At 55.0% G+C, this 17,667-nt stretch carries 16 protein-coding genes; 8 read left to right on the top strand and 8 right to left on the bottom strand.

Translation table 11 applies throughout. The annotated features are described in order from the left end of the window. The first annotated feature begins 5 nt into the window (after positions 1-5). Entirely contained in the window at positions 6-785 is a 780-nt protein-coding gene (locus ACT3RP_RS07825) for an enoyl-CoA hydratase/isomerase family protein (RefSeq protein ID WP_483393579.1), read from the top strand. Here ACT3RP_RS07825 and ACT3RP_RS07820 read toward each other — a convergent pair. The 7 genes from ACT3RP_RS07820 to ACT3RP_RS07790 all read right to left on the bottom strand — a co-directional run bounded on the left by ACT3RP_RS07820 (position 767) and on the right by ACT3RP_RS07790 (position 8,282). After that, positions 767-1,726 (bottom strand): NAD(P)H-dependent flavin oxidoreductase, encoded by a 960-nt coding sequence (locus ACT3RP_RS07820; RefSeq protein ID WP_483393578.1) that lies wholly within the window; start codon positions 1,724-1,726, stop codon positions 767-769. The genes ACT3RP_RS07825 and ACT3RP_RS07820 overlap by 19 nt on opposite strands. A gap of 83 nt (positions 1,727-1,809) precedes the next feature. Next, positions 1,810-2,736, bottom strand: coding sequence for an electron transfer flavoprotein subunit alpha/FixB family protein (locus tag ACT3RP_RS07815; protein WP_483393577.1), 927 nt, complete (start codon positions 2,734-2,736; stop codon positions 1,810-1,812). Positions 2,737-2,768: 32 nt separating this feature from the next. Next, a complete protein-coding gene (locus ACT3RP_RS07810) occupies positions 2,769-3,518 on the bottom strand; it encodes an electron transfer flavoprotein subunit beta/FixA family protein (RefSeq protein ID WP_483393576.1) in 750 nt (249 codons plus the stop codon). A gap of 153 nt (positions 3,519-3,671) precedes the next feature. Further along, on the bottom strand, positions 3,672-5,060 hold the full coding sequence (locus ACT3RP_RS07805; RefSeq protein ID WP_096279906.1) for a hypothetical protein: 1,389 nt from the start codon (positions 5,058-5,060) through the stop codon (positions 3,672-3,674). Continuing rightward, the gene (locus tag ACT3RP_RS07800) at positions 5,057-5,533 is read right to left on the bottom strand and encodes a PaaI family thioesterase (protein ID WP_483393575.1); all 477 of its coding nucleotides are present in this window, start codon (positions 5,531-5,533) and stop codon (positions 5,057-5,059) included. Before ACT3RP_RS07800 ends, ACT3RP_RS07805 begins: the two co-directional genes overlap by 4 nt. Then, a complete protein-coding gene (locus ACT3RP_RS07795; protein ID WP_444625881.1) occupies positions 5,530-7,131 on the bottom strand; it encodes a class I adenylate-forming enzyme family protein in 1,602 nt (533 codons plus the stop codon). Before ACT3RP_RS07795 ends, ACT3RP_RS07800 begins: the two co-directional genes overlap by 4 nt. Then, positions 7,131-8,282 (bottom strand): acyl-CoA dehydrogenase family protein, encoded by a 1,152-nt coding sequence (locus ACT3RP_RS07790; protein WP_096279900.1) that lies wholly within the window; start codon positions 8,280-8,282, stop codon positions 7,131-7,133. Before ACT3RP_RS07790 ends, ACT3RP_RS07795 begins: the two co-directional genes overlap by 1 nt. A gap of 226 nt (positions 8,283-8,508) precedes the next feature. Here ACT3RP_RS07790 and ACT3RP_RS07785 point away from each other — a divergent pair, with 226 nt between their 5' ends. From ACT3RP_RS07785 to ACT3RP_RS07755, 7 genes are all read left to right on the top strand, one after another. After that, positions 8,509-10,032, top strand: coding sequence for a 3-hydroxyacyl-CoA dehydrogenase (locus tag ACT3RP_RS07785; RefSeq protein ID WP_483393574.1), 1,524 nt, complete (start codon positions 8,509-8,511; stop codon positions 10,030-10,032). Positions 10,033-10,063: 31 nt separating this feature from the next. Continuing rightward, positions 10,064-11,272, top strand: coding sequence for a 3-oxoadipyl-CoA thiolase (locus ACT3RP_RS07780; protein ID WP_444672603.1), 1,209 nt, complete (start codon positions 10,064-10,066; stop codon positions 11,270-11,272). A 103-nt stretch (positions 11,273-11,375) separates the two neighbouring features. Then, positions 11,376-12,197 (top strand): IclR family transcriptional regulator, encoded by an 822-nt coding sequence (locus ACT3RP_RS07775; RefSeq protein ID WP_444625884.1) that lies wholly within the window; start codon positions 11,376-11,378, stop codon positions 12,195-12,197. 92 nt (positions 12,198-12,289) lie between these two features. Then, complete coding sequence (locus ACT3RP_RS07770) at positions 12,290-13,408, top strand: MlaE family ABC transporter permease (RefSeq protein ID WP_444625885.1); 1,119 nt, start codon at positions 12,290-12,292, stop codon at positions 13,406-13,408. Next, positions 13,408-14,232 (top strand): ABC transporter ATP-binding protein, encoded by an 825-nt coding sequence (locus tag ACT3RP_RS07765; RefSeq protein ID WP_444625886.1) that lies wholly within the window; start codon positions 13,408-13,410, stop codon positions 14,230-14,232. Before ACT3RP_RS07770 ends, ACT3RP_RS07765 begins: the two co-directional genes overlap by 1 nt. A 6-nt stretch (positions 14,233-14,238) precedes the next feature. Beyond that, the gene (locus tag ACT3RP_RS07760) at positions 14,239-15,180 is read left to right on the top strand and encodes an MlaD family protein (protein ID WP_096279888.1); all 942 of its coding nucleotides are present in this window, start codon (positions 14,239-14,241) and stop codon (positions 15,178-15,180) included. Continuing rightward, positions 15,177-15,806 carry an ABC-type transport auxiliary lipoprotein family protein gene (locus tag ACT3RP_RS07755; protein ID WP_444672606.1) on the top strand — a complete coding sequence of 210 codons (630 nt, stop codon included), beginning with the start codon at positions 15,177-15,179 and terminating at the stop codon, positions 15,804-15,806. Before ACT3RP_RS07760 ends, ACT3RP_RS07755 begins: the two co-directional genes overlap by 4 nt. Positions 15,807-15,816: 10 nt before the next feature. Here the strand turns inward: ACT3RP_RS07755 and ACT3RP_RS07750 are convergent, their stop codons facing one another. Further along, complete coding sequence (locus ACT3RP_RS07750; RefSeq protein ID WP_483393573.1) at positions 15,817-17,664, bottom strand: protein kinase domain-containing protein; 1,848 nt, start codon at positions 17,662-17,664, stop codon at positions 15,817-15,819. Positions 17,665-17,667 lie beyond the last annotated feature (3 nt).

The following is a 17,667-nucleotide window of genomic DNA, read 5'->3' as shown; positions in this document are numbered from 1 at the left end:
CATAGATGCCAAATCAAACTGACGACTTAATTCATATCAGCACTATCGAAAATGGCGTTGTAGAAGTCACCATTGCGCGTCCAGAAGTGCGCAATGCGTTAAATGAACCCACCGCTCTGGCCCTTAATAACGCGCTGGCAGCGGTAGCGAAGGATGATCAAATTCGCTGCGTGATTTTACGCGGCGAAGGAAGTTCTTTTTGCGCCGGTGCTGACCTAGCAGAGTTTGAAAAGGCAGCCTCGCAGCCAGCCAGCGAACGGCTTGAAACACTCTTTCTGCCCGCCCTGCGCTGCCTGATGACGATGGATAAACCGGTGATTGCAGCAGTCACGGGCGCCGCGGCGGGCATTGGCGTTTCCTATGTTCTCGCCAGCGACATGGTCGTTATGGGACGTTCCGCCTACCTGAAACTTGCTTTTATCAACATAGGATTGATTCCTGACGGTGGCGCCTGCTGGCATTTAGTGCGTACGCTTGGCCATGCCCAGGCGTTTGAAATGGCCGCCCTTGCCACACCCATTTCTGCTGAGCGCTGCCTGGCGCTGGGTCTGGCTAACCGGATAAGCGACGATGACCAGGTACACGAAGAAGCGCGTAGCTTAGCGCAGATGCTAGTGGCGCAATCTCCCCAAGCTTTAAGTGCCACTAAGCGCGCACTGCGCGAAGCGGCGCAGCGTTCGCTTAATGACACCATGATCCTTGAAGGTGAACTGCAGGATCAATGCAAAGCCTCTGACGATTTTCAGGCCCGGGTGGCAGCATTTCGTCAAAGCCGCCGCAAATGATCTAGCGCTTTCTGGTAATCATGGCGCAGCGTGGCGACTTCTTCAGCTACGCTGCGAAGCGACGTAATCGCGCCCACGCCCTGCCCTGCGCCCCAAATATCCCGCCATGCCTTTGCCTTACTGCTACCGTCAGAGCCGTAGCGCATTGCGGCTTTATCGCCCTCTGGCAGCGTATCGGGATCAAGGCCTGCCAGCTCAATACTGGCGCGTAAATAGTTACCGTGCACGCCGGTAAACAGGTTGGTATAGACGATGTCTCCTGCCGCAGCATCGAGCACCATTTGCTTATAAGCCGCTTGCGCGTTGGCTTCTTGAGTGGCAATAAAGCGGGTCCCCATATACACCAAGTCCACGCCTAGCGCCTGAGCAGCTACAATCTGCTCGCCTTTAGTGATCGCGCCTGCGAGCACCAGCGGCCCGTCGTAAAAACGACGCACTTCAGCGACAAAGGCAAAAGGATTGAGTCGCCCTGCATGGCCGCCAGCGCCGTGGCATACCAAAATCAGGCCGTCGACACCGGCCTCAATGGCTTTTTGAGCGTGTCGCAGGGTAGTCACATCGTGGAAAACCAGGCCGCCGTACGCATGCACCTGTTCAACTACTCGATTAGGCGCATGAAGACTAGTAATAACCAGCGGCACCTTAAACTCGGCGCATAGCGCTATGTCGTGCTCCAGACGATCATTAGTGGGATGGACGATTTGATTAACGGCAAACGGCGCCGACGGGCTTTCCGGATGCTGCTTGTCATAGTCAGCTAAGCTCTGCGTAATATGACTCAACCACTCTCGGAGTACGTCGGCTGGGCGCGCATTGAGCGCAGGGAACGCGCCGACAATACCTGCCTGGCACTGAGCAATGACCAGCTCTGGCCCTGAAACGATAAACATCGGGGAGCCGATGACCGGCAGAATTAACGAAGCGGTTAGACGCGATAGCATGGAACGGCTCACTGGTTATTATTTTCAGGAGTATCAATAGCAAAAAGGCCCCGCATCGGGGCCCTGATGTATTACTCAAACGCTTACAGCTTACTCTCAAGCTCAGGCAGGATCTCAAACAGATCACCGACCAGGCCGTAATCGGCCACTTGGAAGATCGGCGCTTCGTCGTCTTTGTTGATCGCGACGATCACCTTAGAGTCTTTCATGCCCGCCAAGTGCTGAATAGCGCCAGAAATACCCACCGCGATGTACAAGTCTGGGGCGACGATCTTGCCCGTTTGCCCAACCTGCATGTCGTTAGGCACAAAGCCTGCGTCTACCGCGGCGCGAGATGCGCCAATGGCCGCGCCCAGCTTGTCAGCAATGCCGTCGAGCAGCTTGAAGTTCTCGCCGTTGCCCATGCCGCGACCACCGGAGATCACCACCTTGGCGCCGCCTAGCTCGGGGCGATCGGACGTCGCCAGTTCTTCTTTGACAAAGCGCGACTGGCTGTTTTCAACCACCGTATCGACCGCTTCTACAGGAGCATTGTTACCTTCGCCCACGGCATCAAAGCCGGTGGTGCGCACGGTCATCACTTTAAGCGCGTCATCGCTTTTTACCGTGGCAATGGCGTTACCGGCATAAATCGGGCGCTTGAAGGTGTCAGCGCTTTCGACGGCGATAATGTCAGAAAGCTGGCTGACGTCCTTCAATGCCGCTAAACGGGGCAGCACGTTTTTGCCGGTAGTGGAGGCGCTGGCGAGGATGTGGGTGTAATCACCGGCCAGCTCAACCAGCAGCGTGCCCATGGGCTCGGCTAGCTGATGGGCGTAGATGGCATTGTCGGCTACGCGCACTTTGCTCACGCCATCCAGCTTAGCGGCAGCCTCAGCGGCGGCTTGTACGCCTTCGCCGACAACCAGAACATCAATATCGCCACCCATCTCTTTCGCGGCTGCCACAACGTGGGCGGTGGCGCCAGCCAGTTGACCTTCATGCAGGTCGGCAAGTACCAAAATGCTCATAAAGTCAGCTCCTATTAAAGTACCTTGGTTTATTAAAGTACTTTGGCTTCGTTTTTTAGTTTGTCGACCAGCTCGTCTACCGAGGCAACTTTGACGCCGCCTTTGCGCTCAGGCGGCGATTCCACTTTGAGCAGGCTGACCTTGGAGGCCACCTCAATGCCGTAGTCGGCGGGGGTTTTAACATCCAACGGCTTTTTCTTGGCCTTCATGATGTCGGGCAGCTTGGCGTAGCGGGGCTCGTTGAGGCGCAGGTCGGTGGTCACAATCGCGGGCAACGTCAGGGCGATGGTTTGCAGACCCCCGTCGATTTCGCGGGTGACGTTAACGCTGTCGCCGTCGACCGCCACTTCAGAGGCAAACGTGCCTTGGGGCAAGCCGGTCAGCGCGGCGAGCATTTGGCCGGTTTGGTTATTGTCGGTGTCAATCGCCTGCTTGCCGAGAATCACTAGGCCGGGCTGCTCTTCCTCGACGACCTTGGCCAGCAGCTTGGCTACCGCCAGGGATTCCACGCGCTCATCGGTTTCAATATGAATAGCGCGATCGGCGCCCAGCGCCAGCGCGGTACGCAACTGCTCTTGCGCGGCCTTAGGGCCGACAGAAACGGCGATCACTTCCGTGGCCACGCCCTTCTCTTTAAGACGCACCGCTTCTTCCACGGCAATTTCGCAGAAGGGGTTCATGGCCATTTTGACATTCGTCAGATCAACGTCTGAATGATCCGCTTTAACGCGAATTTTGACGTTGTAGTCGATGACGCGTTTAACCGCGACGAGTACTTTCATACGAGATGCTCCGAGCGATTAATAAATTATCAAATTCCGCACTGCGGAATGTTATTCCAATTTATAGAACAAACAATAAAAAATTGGTCAGCAAAGGTCAAGCGCTACTCACAGAGTACTGCTAGTTAGAGTAGTGCTAGTTAACCCGCCTGCTCAAAAAGGAGACCAGGCAAACCACGCTGCCAGCAAAGGAATCGAGGCTACCAAAAACCGCCCATTCCAGCGATAGCCTATCTGCGTCGCGGGCACGCCCGTAAACCTCGACAAGATGAGCATAGAGGCCGTCATCGGCGAGGACATTAGCGCCAGCGCCCAGCCCACCATTAACGATGCGCCAATTAATGCAGGCGTTAGCCCTTCAATGCCTAAGGTTGGCAGCAGGCCGACCAATAACGTCACTGTTACGATAGGATTAACGCCTACCTGGGCAAGCCCGACCACCATTAGCATACCCAGCACCGCGTTAAATGCTCCCCACTGGTTCAGCACCACCAGCAGCGGCGCCAATTGCTGGGTATCGACTAGACCAACACATAGATGCCCTAAATAGCCCGCAGCCCCCAGCACCACAATCTCATTAGCACTGGGTGACAGCAGCCAGGGCAACTGACGATGTACAGCGCTAAGCGCGGCAGGCAGCCCCGCGTACCCCAGCTTTCGCCGCTGCCAGGCAAGCCAAAGCAATGCGCCGGTGGGCGCACCTAATAGCGCCGCAATCGGCAGGCGCAGTGCTAACAGCCATGCAATCGTAAATACCAGCGCCACGATACCCATCAGCAACACGCTAAACTGGGCCAACGGGCGCAACGATGGCGTAGACACTTGATCTCGATTAGCCGGAGGATGCGGCCCGGTCAAAAAATCAACCGCCCATCCCACTAGGAAAATGAGCACCGCCGCGCCCAATATATACGGCGCCAGCGCCAGCCAGCTAAGCTCGGGCAGACTCGATAGCACCACGGCCACGCCGATACCCATAGGAGAAATCAGCGGGGCCAGTGAAAATCCTCGCAGCAGCGCCAACATCATGCGCCGTTGACGGGCCTCTTGCACCCAAACACGCCCCTGGGCCGCACTCAGCGTATTGCTCTTTTCAATCATGGCGGCGAACAGATTGAGCACGCCGATATTAAGAATAATGCCAAATAGCGCTGAGCCAAGCGATAAAATCGGATAGCGCCGACTAGGCGGCTGAAGCAGCATGCTCTTGCCGCACCGGCGCACCAAGCGTGAACGATAGGCAGGCAGCCGCAGCATGCTTAACGCCACTACGAAGGTTGCGAAAAATGCAAAACGACCGCTGGCTTCAAACAGTAATTGACCAGGCGTGGATGAACGCCAAAATGCTAACGCTGTGAGCACGCCCGCGGCTAACAATAGCCCCTTTGCCATGCGCGTCAGCTGGCCAGCAAGTGTCGACAAATACAGCAGCAGCGCGGCAATGCCAACGGCTTGCCAAAAAAGGCTTCCGATCACCAAATGGAGCAGCGTCGCGAGAGTCACCACCAGCAAATAAGACACCCGCAGGCGGGCTTTGCTCACTCTACGGGCACGTTGGTCTGAGCTTGCGGTGTATCGTCAGGCAGGCCCTGCGGCGATTCGCTGCCGCTACGGCGACGAAATGACCCCTCACCCATCGCCACTAGGTTCCCGGCAGCATCAACGATATCACCGCTGCTCATATAGGTTTTCTGCCCGCCTCCGCGCAGCATTCCCGTTGCCCGCAGCACGCCCTGCTTAGCAGGCCCTACGAAGGTGGTGGTCAGGGAAAGCGTCATGCCACGGCGAATATTGCCCGGCACGTCGCAATGCAAACCTGCCAGGCTTAAGGCGCTGTCTAACATTGAGGCCAACACGCCGCCGTGAACATTGCCACTGCGGTTAAGATGTTTAGGTTCAATGATGAGCTCAACCACGACGCGTCCCAACTGCCACTCCACCACGTGCATACCCAGCAGTTCGTGATAGCCCATTAGCGCCTGTTGAGGCGTGTTATCGCAGTGCGAATCACTCATGAGTCGCTCTCCTGCTGTGCTAAATCGCGTAGTCGACCTTTCAGAATTTTGCCGCTCGCGGTGGAAGGCAAAGCATCCATTAACACGATTTGAGTGGGACGCTTATAGGGCGCCAGCCGTTCGGCGATGAAGGCTTTGAGTTCTGCCATGTCAACCTCAACGCCTGGCTCGCACTGCACGAACGCCACCACTTCTTCATTGCCTGCGATTTGGCGTCCCACGACGGCCGTTAGGGTAACCGCAGGATGTTCGTTAATAACCGCTTCTACGTCCGGGGGGTAAATATTAAACCCCGAACGAATAATCAGCTCTTTGCTACGCCCTACAATATACAGCTGATTGTCATGGTCTAGCCGAGCAATATCACCCGTATTCAGCCAGCCGTCATCGCTGAGCGTGACGCGAGTCGCTTCTGGCTGACGGAAGTAACCTTTCATAACATTGGGGCCACGAACCCATAGCTCGCCGACCTCATCGTCGGGCTGCTCGGCCGTACCGCTGTCGCTAAGCGGCTCAAGACGATACTCAAGTAAAGGCAGTACGCGGCCAACGGTGCTAGTGGCGTGGCTATCATCTATACGCGTTTGGCTAATCGTCGGGCTCGCTTCGGTTAAGCCGTAGCCATTGTGCAGCGTCTGACCAAAGACCGCTTCCACACGCTTTTTGGTATCGCTATCCAGAGGAGAGCCACCGGCGGAGATGTAAATCAACGCGGGAGCGTCTAGCGGGCGCTGTTCACGCTTTAAAAACTCTAGCGCGCGGGAATACATCGCCGGCACGCCTTGAAGAACGGTAATGCGCTCCTGCTTAAGCGCTATTAGCAGCTGAGCGGCATCAAAACGCGGCACGGTGTAGAGGCAGGCTCCGTTGTACAGCGACCCCATACACACCGAGGCAAGACCGAAAACGTGAGAAATCGGCAGCACGCCGTACACGCGCTGCCCGTGGCTTAGATGGCGCATGCCACCGGAAATCGACGCGATATAAAGTATCCCGCGATGCGTCAGCATGACTCCTTTGGGCGTGCCGGTGGTGCCCGAAGTGTAAATCATTGCAGCCACCTGTTCGGCACCGCTCGCGCTGACCGGCTCTGGCTCGCTTTCATATAGCGATGAGATGGCCAGCCCGCCCAGTTGAGGATGCTGATAGCGATCCGCACCATGTCGATCGGCGTGTTGGCAAGCCTCTGGCGAAGCATCACAGGTATAAAAAACTCGCCGCGGCTGGCAGTTGCCCTGAATAAGATCGACCTCCTGGGCCGAAAGGCGCGAATTGACGATGGCGACCCATACATTCAACTCACTGGCAGCCAGCAGCAGTACCACGAGGGCCCGGCAGTTTTCACTCACCGTCATAATACGATCGCCAGGGCGAATGCCCATCGCTGTTAGCCAGTCACAGGCGGCGTTGATCTCTTGGCCAAGCTCTGCATAATTCCAGCGGACGTGACCATCCACAATCGCAGGCTGATCGCCAAAAAGCCGTGCATTTTCAAGCACACGGGTACTGAGTCGCTCAGGAAGCTCTGCAATTAACTCGCTAGCAAGACGTCCAAAAATGGCCTCATCTGGCGCTTGATAGGAAACCGACAAAGCCATTAGGACGCCTCCCGCACCATATTACGAGCGATCACCAGCTGCTGAATTTGCGTCGTGCCTTCATAAATACGAAATAACCGCACATCGCGATAGAAACGCTCCACCGCATACTCAGACATATAGCCCGCGCCGCCATGAACCTGCACCGCGCGGTCGGCAACACGACCTACCATTTCAGCACAGAACAGCTTACAGCAAGAGGCCAGCGTAGAGACGTTTTCACCGTCATCCTTGCGCCTTGCCGCGTCCATTACCATGGCCTTGCCTGCGTAGGCTTCCGTTTTGCTGTCTGCCAGCATCGCTTGGATGAGCTGATGCTCGGACAGCGCCGCGCCAAACTGTTTGCGCTCCATGGTGTAACGCAGTGACTCTTCCACTAAGCGATCAGCCACACCGACGCAGACTGCTGAAATATGCAGCCGACCGCGGTCGAGTACCTTCATCGCTGTTTTAAAACCCTGCCCCTCTTTTCCACCAATAATATTGTCAGCAGGCACGCGGCAGTTATCAAAAATAATATCGCAAGTGTGAGCGCCTTTTTGACCCATCTTATTATCCGCAGGCCCGCGCACTAACCCTGGGGTATCGCCTTCAACAATAAAGGCAGAAATCCCGCCAGCGCCTTTATTATTAGGGTCGGTACGCGCCATTACCGTAAACAAATCGGCCTCTGGGCCGTTTGTTATGTAGCGCTTGGTACCATTCAAAATATAGTCATCGCCATCGCGCACGGCGGTGGTACGCAGGCTCGCAGCATCAGAGCCTGAGTCGGGCTCGGTCAGGCAGAAGGAACTTAGAATTTCACCGGTGGCTAAGCGCGGTACGTATTTGGCTTTTTGCTCTTCAGTGCCATCAATCAAAATACCTTGAGCACCAATACCGTTATTGGTACCAAACACCGAACGAAATGCTGGCGACGTTTTACCAATTTCCATTGCCACCAGGGCTTCTTCTTCCATCGTCAGGCCCAGGCCGCCGTACTCTTCAGGAATAGACAGCCCGAAAAGCCCCATTTCTTTCATTTCAGCTAGAATCTCTGCGGGAACCGCGTCCTCTTCAGCTAGCCGCGCTTCATTAGGAATTAGGCGTTCACGGACAAAGCGAGCGATGGTATCAACAAGCTGATTAATCAATTCGGGATCGCGGATCATGACGGCTCCAGGAGGCAAAAGATGGCTTTTTATCGTTAGACGTTAATGCTGATATTAGATGTACAATCAAATAGTTTCGCTATGCAAAACTAGTGTCCACATTGCTTGTCAGGCACTTTTGCATAGCCTAGGATAGCAGTCAATAATTGAAACACTATTTTGCAATGCAAAACAAAAGCACGATTGATCGCAAAATAAGCACCTAATGGCAGAGAGGATTTGGCGTATGTCTGGCGAACCAATAGTATCCCCCTTCACCACGCTTGGCATTGTGGGCACCGGCGCCATGGGCCGTGGCATTGCTCAGTTGGCGGCCCAGGCGGGTCTTCAAGTCATGCTATTCGACGTTAAAGAAGGGGCGGTAAAAGAAGCCAACGCATTTATCAACGGCCTATGGCAGCGAAACACTGAAAAGCAGCGCATCAGCACCGATCAAGCACAGCAATACAGTGAGCGATTGATTGAAGCACATGAACTTGCCGATCTCGCCCCCTGCGATATTGTCGTCGAGGCTATTGTCGAAAAACTGGAAGCCAAACAGGGGCTGTTTCGCGATTTAGAAGCAATCGTTAGCCTGCAGACAGTGTTAGCGACTAACACCTCATCGCTATCGGTAACGGCCATTGCCGCGACCTGCCAGCAACCCGAGCGGGTCATCGGCTTTCACTTTTTCAACCCCGTTCCGCTGATGAAAATTGCCGAGGTCATCCCAGGCCTGCGCACGGGCGAAGACGTGACCAAAAGAGTCAATGCCTTAGGTAAAGCCATGGGCCACTTCACGGCCCAAACAACCGATACGCCGGGGTTTCTGGTAAACCATGCCGGCCGCGCCTTCGGCACCGAAGCGCTGCGAATTCTTGGTGAAACCGTCACAGACCCGGCGACCATTGACCGTATTATGGTCGACCAGGGCGGCTTCCGGATGGGCCCGTTTACGCTGCTTGATCTCACTGGACTAGACGTCTCCCATGCAGTGATGGAATCGATATACCATCAGTACTACGAAGAAACGCGCTTTCGCCCTTCGCCATTAACGCGGCAACGCTTGGCCGCAGGCTTACTGGGTCGTAAAACGGGCGAAGGCTTTTATCGCTACGTAGATGGCAAGCAGCAACTGCCTGACGAGCCCACTATTGAGTCTGTGCCACCTTGCCCTGTGTGGATCAGCCAGGACGACCCACAAAGCGCAGCGGCGCTCACCGAATTAGTTACCGCGGCTGGCTGGCCGTTGGAAGCCGGGGCGCAGCCCACAGCGAAAGCACTATGCCTGCTAACGCCGTTTGGTGAAGATACCACCACCTGTGCACTCCGCCAGGGGCTAGAAGCCCAGCAGTGCGTCGCGGTCGATATGCTAGCCGGGCTCAATAATCGCCGCAGCCTGATGGCCACACCGATAACTCAAATTGCCTATCTTCAAGCGGCGTCTAGTTTACTCAATCACGACGGCACGCCTGTGAGCGTTCTTCAGGACAGTAACGGCTTTGTTCTTCAGCGTGTAATTGCCTGCATCGTCAACGTGGGTGCCGACATTGCCCAGCAGGGTGTGGCGGCCCCGACCACTATCGATCGCGCTGTTGAGCTGGGCTTAGGCTACCCCTTCGGGCCGCTGCGTATGGGTGACCACTACGGCGCTGCTCGCATTATGACCATACTCACAAATCTATGTGATGCCACCGGTGACCCACGCTATCGCCCTAGCCCGTGGCTGCGCCGCCGCGCTGCGCTTAACATGTCGCTCACCGCGGCGTAGTTGGCTCATATCAAAAACAAGGAGCATCACTATGCAAGACGCCTATATTTATGACGGTTTACGCACCCCTTTTGGCCGACACGGCGGCAGTTTAGCCACCGTTCGTCCTGACGAATTACTGGGATTGGCATTGAAATCACTGGTGGAGCGCAACCCTTTCGCACCCGAGAGCTATGAAGAAGTGTTAGCGGGCTGCACCAACCAGGCCGGTGAAGATTCGCGCAACGTAGCACGCCACGCTGGCCTCTTGGCCGGTTTGCCTGTCGAAGTAGCGGGGCAAACCGTCAACCGGCTTTGCGGCAGTGGCTTAGCGGCCATCATGGACGCTGCACGCGCAGCGCGGCTAGGTGAGGGTGAGCTGTTTCTGGCCGGCGGCGTAGAGTCCATGTCTCGAGCGCCCTACGTTTTAGGCAAAGCGGATACCGCCTATGCACGCACTCAGCCTATGTACGACACGGTGATCGGCTCTCGCTTCCCCAATCCATGGATTGGCAAAGAGTATGGCAGTCACAGCATGCCCGAAACCGCTGACAATATTGCCCACGACCTACATATTGATCGTGACGCCAGCGATGCCTTTGCAGCCCGATCCCAGGCACGCTATGCCCAAGCACTGGCAGCAGGTTTTTACGATGACGAAATCGTTGGCGTTGAGGTTTCCCAAGGTCGTAAACAACCGCCTCTGCTGGTAGATAAAGACGAACACCCTCGCCCACAAAGCACCGCAGACAAGCTGGGCAATCTAGCTGCTCTGTTTGAAGGCGGTGTCGTGACGGCTGGCAATGCCTCGGGGCTGAACGATGGCGCCGCGGCAATGATTGTGGGTACCAAGGCGGCTGGCCAAAACGTAGGTTTGCGCCCACGCGCGCGGATTGTATCAAGCGCCGTTGCTGGCGTTGCGCCACGCGTGATGGGGCTAGGGCCGGTACCTGCCTCGCAAAAAGCTCTGGCTCGCGCAGGCCTGACCCTAAAGCAGATGGATGTTATTGAAATTAACGAGGCGTTTGCCGTTCAGGTACTTGGCTGCGTTCAGCAGCTAGGGCTTTCCGCCGACGACCCACGTTTAAATGCTAACGGCGGCGCGATTGCTATCGGCCACCCGCTAGGCGCATCAGGCACGCGCTTGGCGCTCACAGCCCTGCGTCAACTAGAAGCCAACGGCGGGCGCTATGCGCTGGTGACGATGTGCATTGGCGTTGGCCAAGGTATCGCGACGATCATTGAACGCCTTGATGGCTGAGATAGTTTTATAACGGCCAGCTTTTCGCTGACTGGCTGCAAAGATGTGCCTAAATAGATATGCGATACTGGGCACAATAAGCCACCTATTGTTGGGACACTGCATGCAACCCTTTGACACTGATGCCGACGACCTGCAACTGTCTGGAAAAGATCGTAACTTTGTCACCGCGCTTGCGCGCGGCTTAGAGCTGCTGCGCGCCTTTGGCGCTGGAGAAGAGTATTTAGGCAATGCCGAACTCTCAAACCGTACCAATATCCCGCGCCCTACCGTTTCACGTTTAACCTATACGCTTACTCAGCTGGGCTATCTTCAGCACAACACTCATTTGGAGAAATATCGACTCGGCCCCGGCGTATTGGCGCTGGGCTACCGTTTTCTGGCTAATATGGGCATTCGCGAAATTGCCCGCCCACATCTGCAAAAATTTGCCGATGCTACCGACTGCAACGTTAGCCTGGGCGGCGCGGACCGAAGCGATATGGTGTATTTGGAAACCTGCCACGGCCACGGCCCGCTTATTATTCGTCTAGATACAGGCTCCCGACTACCCATCGCCACCTCCGCCATTGGTCGCGCCTGGCTGTGTGGCCTGTCAGAAGAGCGTCGCCAGCAGGTTCTCCAGGAACTGGCCGAAGCGTATGGCAGCGAATGGCCACGCTATCAAGCGGGCATTCAGCAGAGCATGCAAGATTTTGAAAGATACGGCTTTTGTCTTTCCGAGCAGGATTGGCAGCGCGATATTAGCGCAGTCGCTATGCCGCTAATATTAGAAGATGGCGCGGAGGTAATGGCCATTAACTGCGGCGGCTCGAGCCTGCGTCTTGATCATGATCGGCTGGTGAATAACTTAGGCCCGCGCTTAAAAGAAGTGGCCGCCTACATTAAGCAAGAGCTAGCGCCTAGATCCCGCTCTGCGCGATAGAGGCAACGCGAGAGGCTTTAACTAACGCTCGTTTGAATGCATCATAGCCTTCTAAAGAAGCGCATTAACATAATGAGCGCCAAGGAGTGGGGATGCCAAGCGAGTGGATAGCAGGTGATGATCAAGCACGGGCGCTACAGGGCGAATGGACGCTTGCCAATTACCGCTCTATCAAATCAGCGATTGCTCGAAGTGAGATTGGTAAAAAGTCACAGGAGCACATTTCATTAAAGGCTATTACTCGGCTAGATACAGCCGGTGCGACCCTGATTGTTGAGCTTATCGGCATTGAGAAATCGCGCACGGTTGCGCAATGGGCAGATGAACTGCCAAAAGAGCAGCAGGCGCTGCTCATTCGTATTGCTGAAGCTATGGACGCGCCGCTTGACGTTGAGCCCCCCTCTTATTCACGCATCAGCCAGGCGCTTGCAAGCGTTGGACAGCACATGGTGGCGCTGTGGTCGCAGCAGCGCCAGCTACTGGCGTTTATTGGCCTTGTGGTGGCCACGCTATGTCATCTACTGTTGCGGCCACGTCGCTGGCGATTAACGGCGACGGTTGCCCATATTCAGCAAAGCGGCCTTAACGCCGTGCCTATTGTTGCGTTATTAACCTTCATGGTCGGTGCCGTGGTGGCGTTTCTTGGCGCGACCGTGTTGGCAGATTTTGGCGCCACGGTCTATACCATCGATCTTGTCGCGTTCTCATTCTTACGTGAATTTGGCGTTTTGCTTGCTGCAATACTCTTAGCGGGACGAACCGCCAGCGCCTTTACCGCCCAAATTGGCGCCATGAAATCCAACGAGGAAATTGATGCCCTTCAAGCACAGGGGCTAGACCCCATTGAGCTTTTGGTGATTCCCCGAGTGATGGCCATGTTAATCAGCCTACCAATATTGGCGTTTGTGGGTATGCTCAGCGGCTTAGCCGGTGGTGCCATGGTAGCGACACTGTCACTGGATATTTCGCTGACGCAATTTATGAGCACGCTGCAAAAAGATGTGTCCGTGGTGCACTTTTTAGTTGGCCTTAGCAAGGCACCGATATTTGCCTTTGTAATTGCCGTTATCGGCTGCCTAGAGGGCTTTAAGGTTAGCGGCAGTGCCCAGTCGGTGGGCGCACATACGACGTCTAGCGTAGTGCAGTCGATTTTCATGGTGATTCTGATTGATGCACTGGCCGCGCTATTCTTTATGGAGATGGGCTGGTGATGCACTCAGACGTACCGAAACAGGACAAAGACCGCTCGGTGATTAACGTAACTGGGCTCGTCAACCGCTTTGGCTCTCACATTGTTCATGATCACTTGGACTTAACGCTTGAGCGTGGAGAAATTCTCGGCGTGGTGGGCGGTTCTGGTACCGGTAAATCAGTGCTTTTGCGCAGCATTGTAGGATTGAGGCGACCCAATGAGGGCACGATCAAAGTGCTTGGCACGGCACTTCATGAACTTGGTGAAACAGAACGCAGTAGAATAGAGCGGCGCTTTGGCGTGCTTTTTCAACAAGGGGCGCTTTTTAGCTCACTAAACTTGCAAGAGAATATTGCGCTGGCGCTAATTGAACACGCCAAGCTACCACGTGAAGATGCAGAGCATCTCGCCAGAGTGAAGCTCTCACTTGTCGGTTTACCGCCTGAGGCAGCGCTGCAATTTCCCGAATCACTATCAGGAGGCATGATAAAGCGTGCCGCCCTAGCCCGTGCCTTAGCACTTGATCCCGACATTTTATTTCTCGATGAACCGACGGCCGGGCTTGACCCCATCGGCGCTGCCTCGTTCGATCAACTGCTGGTAACACTTCGCAATGCGTTAGGTTTCAGTGTGTTTTTGGTTACCCATGACTTGGATACACTGTACGCCGTCTGTGATCGAGTTGCCGTGCTGTCGCAAAAACGTGTGCTGGTGGTAGATACCATCGATAAAGTAGCGCAAACGGACGATGAATGGGTGCAAGACTATTTTCACGGGCCACGTGGTCGAGCCGCACAACATGCTCATACCGCGTCTTCGCCTACTACAGACAGCCCGGAGTGACAGCACATGGAAACGCGCGCGCACCACGTTTTAATTGGTTTTTTCACACTGGCGACCGTGGCCGCAGCGCTGCTGTTTGCACTATGGATGAGCTATGCATCCGGGCAACGTGACTACCAGCCTTATCGCATTTTATTTGAACGTAGCGTTAGCGGTTTATCCATTGGCAGCACGGTACAGTATAACGGCATCGAAGTAGGCGATGTCACCGAGCTTACGCTAGACCCTGCTGACCCGCGCCAAGTGGTTGCCAATATCCGGGTGTACGAAGACACGCCGATAAAAACCGACACGCGAGCGAAGCTTGCGTTTGCGAGCATTACCGGAAGCATGTCGGTACAGCTTTACGGCGGCACGCCGGAAAGCCAACGGCTGATTGATCAAACTGATGCCGATGCTCCCTTCATTCAGTCAGACCCTTCCCCCATCGCAACACTGTTCGATGAAGGTGAGGATATGATCGAGAACATTAACGCCATTCTAAAAAGCGTTAACGACCTGTTTGATGATAACAACCGTGAACAGGCAGGCACGATTCTCAACAACATCGCCCGAATCACTGAAATGATCGCGAATCAGCAGAGTGCTCTGGACGAAAACATGGCGCTGTTCAGTGATGTGTCTCGGCAAGCGACCACGACCCTTGAAAGCATCGATGCACTTAGCCAAGAAGCCACGCAGCTACTACGCGAAGATGGCCGATTAGTGATGCAAAGCGCCGCCGACGCCAGCCGCGATGTGGCCAGCGCGGCACAGCGCGTCGAACAATTAGTAGAGACCAATGCTGGCGCCATTGAAGGCAGCCTGCAAGGCGCACAAGATATTGCGCCGGCGCTCTCGTCGCTTCGCTCTACGCTGAATACCCTTGACCGTATTACACGTCAGTTAGAAGACAGCCCGACGGACTTCCTTCTGGGCCGAGATCAGATAAAGGAGTTCCGCCCATGAACTATCGGCACACGGCGTTCATCTTAGTTAGCACCGCGCTGCTATTCACCAGCGGCTGTTCAATACTGCCCGAAAGTGAACCTGCAACGCTTTATCGTTTGCCCGCGGCCCCTATAGCTGTCGCCGCTTCTCATGCGCCGCTAGCTAACCAGCGTCTTGGTATTGCGGCACCGGAAGCGGGTTATTTATTGAGCAGCAACCGGATTGTGGTCTATCCCGAGCGCGCTATTGTCAATGTTTATGAAGATGCCCGCTGGCACGAAGATACGCCTGAGCTGCTGCAGGCGCGTTTGATAGATGGGCTACAGCAGAGCCAGCTGTTTGCTGGCGTAGGCAGTGATCGATTACCGCATGACTTGCTGCTACTCAGCGAGCTTCGCCATTTCCAAAGCGACTATGTTACCCAGCCACCGACGGTGAAGGTGCAGCTTGACGTGCAACTGCTAGGCACTCAAAACCGAACGCCTCTGGCTGCCATGGACTTTAGCGCCAGCGCGCAAGCTACCAGCGTTGACATTACTGATGTGGTGGATGCCTTTGGCCTTGCCAGCGATGAGCTGACAGAGCAGTTGGCAGCCTGGTTGGCACAGCAGTCAGACGTAATTGCTAATGCGCACAGCCACTAATGCCTGGCCGTTACTGCGTTGCCTGTTTCTTGACATATTCCCGCGGGTCGCGAGGATAAAAGCGCTCAGGCTGCTTCTCAAGGTGAGTAAAATAGCGGGTGTCTTTATAGGGCATTTTCATAAACCCAGATACTCCCAGGCCTTCAATTTCGCTAACCGATGCCAGAATGTTGTCCAGTAGCGTGCCAAACTCACGCTCTTTACCAGGGTCTAGTAACCGGTAGTAACTGTGGATTTTGAGGTGCTGAGGCAGTGCTTCAAAAATAATCATACCGGTGTGGTGAATATCGTTGAGCTGCTGCAGCACTCGCATTATTGAGGCAGGCAGCACCAGTAGCTCTTCAGGGTCAGGACCGTCTTCAAAATAGCTGTGCTGGCGCGTACGGTCTTCAAGCTCTGGCATCGCACTTAGCTCATAGCTGATGGTCATCGTTGATTCGCGGACAAATACGTCATCTGCTGAAGCACGCTCTAAGTGCAGGGTCTGGCGAGCATTAAACAGGCAACTTTTAAATACCCCCTGGCGATGAATGGCTCGAGCCAAGTGCACCATGTTATTGACTGCTTCTATAAAGGCAGGCTTGAGTGCCGGGTCGTGAAGGTTTAGCGAAGAGTCGATATATACCCCTTCCCGCTCCCAGCGCACCGCCAAACCACCCACTACCGGGTATTTGCCCAAGCGGCTTACCGAGGCCAAAAATGCCTTTTCAGTCTCGCCCATGCCTTGCATAAACTGCTTGTAATAGCGATCCAGCTGTACATCATTGACGTCATTAAGGGTTTCTTGGGCATTGGCTTCGCGTAGAAAAGCTTTGCGTGAGCTATACACAACGGTATCAATTTCCTGCTGAGCCGGGCGGCCCCAAACAGGTACCAGCGGCACATCGAGAGATGTGGGCAGATCGATCATCACTATTCTGGCCATTCGCGCCATATGATGTAAAAAATAGTCGCCGGCTTTACGCCGAACGTAAGCATCCGGATCCAACATGCCGTCCAAAGTACGCGCAAACTCCATAGGTAAGCCCAGCGAGCAGGCAGGAATAGCCCGGTGGCCAAAGCGGCAGGACTGAGCAGAAGCAAGAGCATACAGAGTGCCCGCAACACCCTGCTCATCAAACCGCGGCGATGAGAGCGCCCCGTTCAACTGCTCCTCTCCGATAAAGTAAACATCTCCTAGGCGGGCATTGGTTTGCTGCAGATTGTCCGACATTAGCTCCATCACGTTGGCGCCAACAAACTGCAGCTCGGCATCTAGCTGAGCAAACACCGATGAGCCCCAGTCGATTAGCGCAATCGATTCGTGCTCAGGGTCATACACCAAATTGGAGGGTTTGATATCACCATGAACCACCGCCCGAGACTTAGGCCCAGATTCCCGCCGCAGAGCCATAACAATATCGGCCAACTGAGCGGCAATGCGCACGATCAAGCGCGCAGAGAGACGCCCCTGCTTAAGCGAGATCTGCTCTAAATTCCAGCCGGGTGCACGCTTCATCACCAGAATAGACTGGCCGCGGGAGCGCTGATAGGTAATCAAGCCGGGGATTCGCGGATGCGAGACCTGATCAAGCATAAACGCCTCTTCTTCAAGGCGCTCTTGCAGATGGGTTGGCAAGGTGATGCGTGAAAACTTAAATACGTAATGAGCGGTAGCACCCTGCCGCGTGGCGCTACCGCCAAATACGAAGCCGTAAGCCCCTTTACCAATTAACTCAATGCCTTGGTAACCTAACTGAGTGAGCTGCGCTTGGCACAGCGCCACCCAGTCTTTAAGCTTACGGGCATCGTGGTGACTCAGCAGATATACCGACTGCTCTTCGGGTATATAAAACTGCTGAAGCGGTGCCTGAGACATCAA

It is taken from the genome of Halomonas sp. AOP5-B2-8 (genome assembly GCF_052376475.1).
Classification (GTDB): Bacteria; Pseudomonadota; Gammaproteobacteria; order Pseudomonadales; family Halomonadaceae; genus Vreelandella; species Vreelandella casei.
Note: the sequence above shows the minus strand (reverse complement) of the source record. Positions and strands in the feature narration are given on the sequence as shown.